This is a genomic window from Kineococcus sp. NPDC059986 (assembly GCF_040702905.1).
Taxonomy (GTDB): Bacteria; Actinomycetota; Actinomycetes; order Actinomycetales; family Kineococcaceae; genus Kineococcus.
This window is the reverse complement of record NZ_JBFBND010000066.1, coordinates 1-6,772: the sequence shown is the minus strand read 5'-3', so window position 1 is coordinate 6,772 and position 6,772 is coordinate 1. Positions and strand designations below refer to the sequence as shown.

Annotated in this window: 8 protein-coding genes; 6 read left to right on the top strand and 2 right to left on the bottom strand. The window is 72.5% G+C overall.

Features of this window, described 5'->3' with window-relative positions; genetic code table 11:
* Nucleotides 1-136: 136 nt before the first annotated feature.
* The gene (locus tag AB0637_RS24670) at nt 137-1,066 is read right to left on the bottom strand and encodes a restriction endonuclease (RefSeq protein ID WP_366175427.1); all 930 of its coding nucleotides are present in this window, start codon (nt 1,064-1,066) and stop codon (nt 137-139) included.
* A gap of 114 nt (nt 1,067-1,180) precedes the next feature.
* On the opposite strand from AB0637_RS24670, the gene AB0637_RS24665 reads away from it, so the two are divergent.
* Both AB0637_RS24665 and AB0637_RS24660 read left to right on the top strand, forming a co-directional pair.
* Nucleotides 1,181-1,828 (top strand): MazG family protein, encoded by a 648-nt coding sequence (locus AB0637_RS24665; RefSeq protein ID WP_366175425.1) that lies wholly within the window; start codon nt 1,181-1,183, stop codon nt 1,826-1,828.
* Nucleotides 1,829-1,839: 11 nt separating this feature from the next.
* Nucleotides 1,840-2,787 carry an ROK family protein gene (locus tag AB0637_RS24660; protein ID WP_366175423.1) on the top strand — a complete coding sequence of 316 codons (948 nt, stop codon included), beginning with the start codon at nt 1,840-1,842 and terminating at the stop codon, nt 2,785-2,787.
* Nucleotides 2,788-2,804: 17 nt separating this feature from the next.
* Here the strand turns inward: AB0637_RS24660 and AB0637_RS24655 are convergent, their stop codons facing one another.
* Nucleotides 2,805-3,074 carry a hypothetical protein gene (locus AB0637_RS24655; protein WP_366175421.1) on the bottom strand — a complete coding sequence of 90 codons (270 nt, stop codon included), beginning with the start codon at nt 3,072-3,074 and terminating at the stop codon, nt 2,805-2,807.
* Nucleotides 3,075-3,223: 149 nt separating this feature from the next.
* On the opposite strand from AB0637_RS24655, the gene eno reads away from it, so the two are divergent.
* Genes eno through AB0637_RS24635 form a run of 4 tightly spaced genes read left to right on the top strand, consistent with a single transcriptional unit; the run spans nt 3,224 to nt 6,673 of the window.
* Nucleotides 3,224-4,519 carry a phosphopyruvate hydratase gene (eno, locus tag AB0637_RS24650; RefSeq protein WP_366175420.1) on the top strand — a complete coding sequence of 432 codons (1,296 nt, stop codon included), beginning with the start codon at nt 3,224-3,226 and terminating at the stop codon, nt 4,517-4,519.
* A gap of 36 nt (nt 4,520-4,555) precedes the next feature.
* Nucleotides 4,556-5,188 carry a septum formation initiator family protein gene (locus AB0637_RS24645; protein WP_366175419.1) on the top strand — a complete coding sequence of 211 codons (633 nt, stop codon included), beginning with the start codon at nt 4,556-4,558 and terminating at the stop codon, nt 5,186-5,188.
* Between the two features lie 25 nt (nt 5,189-5,213).
* Entirely contained in the window at nt 5,214-5,732 is a 519-nt protein-coding gene (locus AB0637_RS24640) for a DUF501 domain-containing protein (protein WP_366175418.1), read from the top strand.
* Nucleotides 5,729-6,673, top strand: coding sequence for a Ppx/GppA phosphatase family protein (locus AB0637_RS24635; RefSeq protein ID WP_366175417.1), 945 nt, complete (start codon nt 5,729-5,731; stop codon nt 6,671-6,673). The genes AB0637_RS24640 and AB0637_RS24635 overlap by 4 nt, the downstream gene beginning before the upstream one ends.
* Nucleotides 6,674-6,772: the final 99 nt, after the last annotated feature.

Below are 6,772 nucleotides of genomic sequence, written 5' to 3'. Positions count from 1 at the left end.
CCGCTCGGCCTCGGTGAGCTGGATCTCTGGTGGTTTCGGTCCGCGTACGCGTGCCATCGCCCCAGCTTACTAAGCCGACAAGGAATTAACGACTCGCGACACTAGAAGGTCTTCGGCGGGTGGTCGGGTGGACCGATCAGGTGAACAACGTCAACGCCGGCGCGTAGCACTCGCCGGTGTCATTGGCCCAGCGCTTCTTCCTCCGAAGGAGCTCATCGAGGGCCAAGCGCCCTTCCAGGACGTGCAAGAGGTCCTGGCCGTCCATCGTCATGAAGGGAGTCGAGTGGTCGTACGTTCGACGTGCAGCGTCGGAGATGCCGTTGATGCTGACGATGAGACCGAGCGCGTTCTTGCCCTTGCGATTGACTTTGGCGGCGAAGGCGTCGGCCTGCTCTCGGCTGAGCGGCTTTGCCGTCCACTTGGCTTCGACGATGTAGTCGTCGGTGTCGAAGCTCAACGATCCGTCGATCTGCTCGTCCTGCAGGCTGTAGCTCAATCTGGGGCTGAGGCTGAAGAGGTCGAAGAGGTCAGCGAGGAACCGCTCGAAGCGCAACCCCCGCGACTGCGGCGAAGAGTCGCTTCCCATGCTCAAGAAGCGCTGGTGCATCTCCTGGAGGGCATTCCTGCGCGCGCTTCTCGTGGCCTCTGACGCGGCCTCCTCCGCCGCCTGACGTGCCCGGTCTGTCACGTCGACGACGACGTCGAGTTCGTCCAAGCGCCGGGCGAGCTCCTCGCGCGCGTGGAAGCTCATGTCCTCGCGGACGTCGGGGTCCTCGCAGCGCGCGAACTCTCCTGACGAGTCGAGATTGGCCAGCTCCTTCATCATCAGGAAGGTTGCCTCGCGACACGTCGCCTCTTCCGCGGCGAGTCTGTCGACGAGTGTGGTGGCTGACTGACGCTTGCTGGGGGGACCTTCGAAATCGATGTCGCGCCAGAGGTGCGGGTGCTCCCGAAGTGCCAGTGAGACGAAGCGGTGCAAGGAAGCCTTGTACCAGAAGCCGACAGCGAGTGCCTCAGTGAGCGCCTGGTAGGCAGGGGTCGAAATGCGCTTCGGGATGGATCCCATGCTGACCCCCTAGTTGGACCGCTCCTGTCGATCTTGCATACCGCTCTCGCCGATGAGTCGCAAGGTGTCCTCGTGTTCACCGGTGAAGACCACGGGTTCACCTACCGTTGAGTCGTGAACGCTCAGCTCCCCGGCAGCACCCTCCTCGACCTCGTCGCCGTCATGGACCGGCTCCGCTCGCCCGGCGGCTGCCCGTGGGACGCGCAGCAGACCCACGTGTCCCTCCTGCCCTACCTCGTCGAGGAGAGCTACGAGGTCGTCGACGCCGTCGAGAACGGCACCCGCGAGGAGCTGCGCGACGAGCTCGGGGACGTGCTGCTGCAGGTCGTCTTCCACGCGCGCGTCGCGCAGGAGGACCCCGAGCAGCCGTTCGACATCGACGACGTCGCCGCCGCGCTCGTCGCGAAGCTGGAACGTCGCCACCCGCACGTCTTCGCCGGGGAGGCCGTCGCCGAGGACCTGCAGGCCGGGTGGGACGCCATCAAGGCGACCGAGAAGCGCCGGGACAGCGTCCTGGACGGCATCCCGCTGCAGCTGCCGGCGCTGGCCCGCACCGACAAGGTCCTGGGGCGGTTGCAGCGCAACGGGCTCGACGCCCCCGCGGAACCCGAGGCCGGGCTCACCGAGGAACGGGTAGGAACCGAGCTGCTCGCCCTGGTGCGCCGCGCCCGCGCCGCGGGGGTGGACCCCGAGGCGGCCCTGCGCCGGGCCACCCGGGCCCTCGAGGTCGACGCCCGCCGGGCCGAGGACGCAGCTCGGTAGGGTCGCGGCTCGTGACCCACGTGCTGGCCATCGACATCGGTGGCACCAAGATCGCCGCAGGACTCGTCGCCGACGACGGCACCGTGCGCCACGACCGCGAGGTGCCCACCGACGCCCGCGACGCCGCCGCGGTCGGGGCCGCGCTGACCGGGTTGGTCACCGACGTGGTGGGCGACGCCCGCGCCGCGGGCCTGGAGGTCGCCGACGTGGTCGGCATCGGCTCGGCCGGTCCGGTGGACACGACCACGGGGACGGTGCACCCGGTCAACATCGTCTCGCTGCGGGGCTTCCCGCTCGTCGACCACGTCGCCGCGGCGGCGACGGGAGCGCTCGGCCGGCCGGTGCGCGCGGCCCTCGCCCAGGACGGCCAGTGCTTCGCCGCCGCCGAGCAGTGGATCGGCGCAGCGGCGGGGTCGCCCGCGGTGATGGGCGTCGTCGTCTCCACCGGCATCGGCGGCGGCATCGTGCTCGACGGGCGGATCCTGGCGGGCAAGACCGGCAACGCGGGGTTCATCAGCCACGTCGGCGTCGTCCTCGACGGCGAACTCCTGCCCGGGTCGGGCGCCTTCGGCGTCGTCGAGGCCTACGCCAGCGGTCCGGCGATGGTCCGCGCGGCCCACGCCCAGGGCTGGCGCGTGGGGGAGCAGGCCGACGCCAAGGCCCTCACCGCCGACGCCCGCGCCGGTGACCCGGTCGCCGTCGCCGTCATCGCGGCGGGCACCCGCGCCCTGGCCTCCGCCTTCCTCTCCACGGCCGCGCTCTTCGACCTCTCGGACATCGTCGTGGGCGGGGGCGTCGCCTCGGCGGGGGACGTCCTCATGGACCCGCTGCGCCGCGCCTACGCCGAACTCGCCGTGTACCCGCACCTGGCCGACGTGCGCATCACGCCGTCCACGCTGCCCCGCGGGTCCGGTCTCGTGGGCGCGGGCCGGCTCGGCTGGACGGCGCTCGCCGGCTGAACGGGAGGCGCAGGGGCTCAGCGGCGCAGGGGCTCCACGTGCCGTCCGTCGAGCCGCAGCGAGGAGCGGGTGGAGAAGCCCGCGTGGGCCAGGTCGACGTCGACCTGCACCTCGTGGCCCTCGAGGGCGAAGCGGATCTCCTTGTCCGAGAACCAGATGCGGTCCTCCTCGAGCACCTCGCCGTCCAACCGGACGACGATCTTGCCCGTCATCGCGGTGACGTCGACGTCCACGTCGTGCTCCACGCCGCCCACGTCGATGCGCCACGCGTTGTCGCCCTCGCTCATGCCCGTCGTCCTCCCCGTCGGTCTCCGGTCCGTCCGCACCCGACCCACAGGGGACGCCCGGGCTCGGGCGGTGGTTCCCGCGACGGGGGAGGCGACTAGGCTCGCCCCGCACCATCCCGAGACGACATCGAGAAGCACGAGGAGTGCGCGTGGCCACCATCGAGGCCGTCGGAGCTCGCGAGATCCTTGACTCGCGCGGCAACCCCACCGTCGAGGTCGAGGTCCTCCTCGACGACGGGACCTTCTCGCGGGCGGCGGTGCCGTCCGGCGCCTCCACCGGCGCCTACGAGGCCAACGAGCGCCGCGACGGCGACAAGGGCCGCTACCTGGGCAAGGGCGTCGAGCAGGCCGTCGAGGCCGTCATCGAGGAGGTCGGTCCGGCCCTCGTCGGCCACGACGCCCACGAGCAGCGCCTCATCGACCAGGTCATGCTCGACCTGGACGGCACCCCGAACAAGAACCGCCTGGGCGCCAACGCCATCCTCGGCGTCTCCCTGGCCGTCGCGAAGGCCGCCGCCTCCACCGCGGACCTGCCGCTGTTCCGCTACCTCGGTGGCCCGAACGCGCACGTCCTGCCCGTGCCGATGATGAACATCGTCAACGGGGGCGCGCACGCCGACACCGGCGTCGCCATCCAGGAGTTCATGATCGCCCCCGTCGGTGCGGCGTCGTTCCGCGAGGCCCTGCGCTGGGGTGCGGAGACGTACCACGCGCTGAAGTCGGTCCTGAAGTCGCGCGGCCTGGCCACCGGCCTGGGCGACGAGGGCGGTTTCGCCCCCGACCTGCCGAGCAACAAGGACGCCCTCGACCTCATCCTCGAGGCGATCGGCAAGGCCGGCTTCCAGGCCGGTTCCGACATCGCGCTCGCGCTCGACGTCGCGGCGACGGAGTTCCACGGCGACGGCGGTTACGACTTCGAGGGCTCGAAGCGCTCGGCGGAGTGGATGACCGGCTACTACGAGGGCCTCGTGGCCGAGTACCCGCTCGTCTCCATCGAGGACCCGCTGTCCGAGGACGACTGGGACGGCTGGGTGCACATCACGAACGCGCTGGGCGGCAAGCTGCAGCTCGTCGGCGACGACCTGTTCGTCACCAACCCCGAGCGCCTGCAGAAGGGCATCGACCTGGGCGCGGGCAACTCCATGCTCGTCAAGGTGAACCAGATCGGCTCGCTCACCGAGACGCTGGACGCCGTGGACCTGGCCCACCGCAGCGGGTTCTCCACGATGATGAGCCACCGCTCGGGCGAGACCGAGGACACGACGATCGCGGACCTCGCCGTCGCCGTCGGCTCGGGCCAGATCAAGACCGGCGCCCCCGCGCGGTCCGAGCGCGTCGCCAAGTACAACCAGCTCCTGCGCATCGAGGAGGAGCTGGACGACGCGGCCCGCTACGCCGGGGCCAAGGCCTTCCCGCGCTCGGCCGGTTTCACCGGGCGCGCCTGACCGATCGATCGACGCCTCCGGGAGAAGCTGGACCCCATGGCGACGCGACGTCCGACTGCGCCCCGCGGCTCCCGTTCGACGGGAACCGCGGGGCGCACCGGCGCACCCCGGCAGAGCGCCCGCCCCGGTGCGGGCCGCAGCCCGGGCAGCACGACGCGCAGCGGATCGCGGCCGGCGCCCGCGGCACGGGGGCGCTCCGCCGCGACGATGAGCCCGGCCGAACGTCGCCGCACCCGGGGACCCCGCGCCCTCGTCCTGTCGGCGGTCGTCCTGCTGCTGGCGATCTTCCTGGTGCCGAGCCTGCAGAAGTGGCTGGAGCAGCGGTCGGAGATCGGCCGGCTCGACGCCCAGATCGCCCAGCAGCAGCACGACCTCACGGCCGCTCAGGCCGAGCAGGCCCGCTGGAACGACGACGCGTACGTGATCATCCAGGCGCGCGAACGTCTCCGGTACGTCATGCCCGGCGAGGTGCCGTACGTCGTCGACGGGAAGAGCGACGCCGACCAGGTGTCGCCGCAGGAGGCCGCCACGACGGTCCCCAAACCCTCGGCGGCCTGGTACGAGAACGTCTGGGAGTCGTTGCGCCTGGCGGGGAACCCCGGCGACGCGCCGCCGCCGACCACCCCCGGGTTGGGCTCCTCCGGCTCCAGCTCCAGCACCACCCGCTAGCCGCACCCGTTCGAGAAGGCAGGCCGTGAGCTCGACCCCCGCCACCCAGGCCGACCTGGACAGCATCGCCGGCCGGCTCGGCCGGGTCCCGCGCGGTGTCGTCGGCATCGCCCACCGCTGCTCGTGCGGTCGGCCCGACGTGGTCGAGACCGCGCCGCGGCTGCCCGACGGCACCCCGTTCCCCACGACGTACTACCTCGTGGACCCGATCGCGGCGGGCGCCATCAGCACCCTCGAGGCCTCCGGCCTCATGCGGGAGATGACGGACCGCATCGCGGCCGACCCCGAGCTCGCGGCCGCCTACCAGCGCGCCCACGAGGACCTGCTGCGTCGCCGCGCCGCCCTCGGCGACGCGGACGTGCCCGAGATCGCCGGCATCTCCTGTGGCGGGATGCCGACGCGGGTGAAGTGCCTGCACGCCCTCGTGGGGCACGCCCTCGCGGCGGGTCCGGGGGTCAACCCGATCGGCGACGAGACGCTCGAGCGCCTGGCCGCCGACGGCGGCTGGCCGGCCACCTGCCCCCACACCCCGGCCGACGCGTGAGCGCGAGCACCCGGCGGGTCGCGGCGCTCGACTGCGGCACGAACTCGCTGCGCCTGCTCGTGGCCGACGTCGACCCCGTCACGGGGGCGGCGCACGAGCTCGAGCGGACGATGGAGGTCGTCCGCCTCGGTCAGGGTGTCGACCGCACGGGGGCGTTCGCGCCCGAGGCGCTCGAGCGCTCCTTCGCCGCGCTCGACCGCGCCGCCGAGCTCGTCGGCCGGCACCGTCCCTACGCCGTCCGCTTCGTCGCGACGTCCGCGTCCCGCGACGTCTCCAACCGCGACGCGTTCGTCGCGGGCGTCCGGTCCCGGCTGGGCGTCGACCCCGACGTCGTCACGGGTGAGGAGGAGGCCGCGCTGAGCTTCGCCGGTGCGACCGCCGACCTCGACGACGACGAGGCGCCGTACCTCGTCGTCGACCTCGGCGGGGGTTCCACCGAGCTCGTCCTCGGTGACGACGTCGTGCACGCCGCCCGGTCCCTCGCCATGGGGTCGGTCCGGATGACCGAGCGCCACCTGCACTCCGACCCGCCGACGGCCGGGGAGGTCGCCGCGGCCCGGGCCGACGTGCGCGCCGTCCTCGCCGGCAGCGACGTGCCGCTCGAGCGCACCCGCACGCTCGTCGGTGTCGCCGGGTCCGTCACGACGATCACCGCCGCCGCCGTGGACCTCACCGAGTACGTGCCGGGTTGCCTGCACGGCGTGCGGCTGCCGCTGGAGCAGGTCCTCGCCGCGTGCGACCGGTTGCTGCGCGCGACCCGCGCCGAGCGCGCCGCGATGCCCTTCGTGCACCCCGGGCGCGTCGACGTCATCGGTGCCGGGGCGCTGGTCTGGGCGAGCGTGCTCGAGCACGTCGCCGAGCGGGCCGGGGTCATCGAGGTCGTGACGAGCGAGCACGACATCCTCGACGGCATCGCCGTCGCCCTCGCGCGCACCCTCTGACGGCGCCCCGGGGGTGGGCTCGTTGACGCATCCGGCTCGTAGGCCGGCTCGTCGTCGACAAGCAGTTCCGCACCGAGGTCGAGCACATCTACGCCGTCG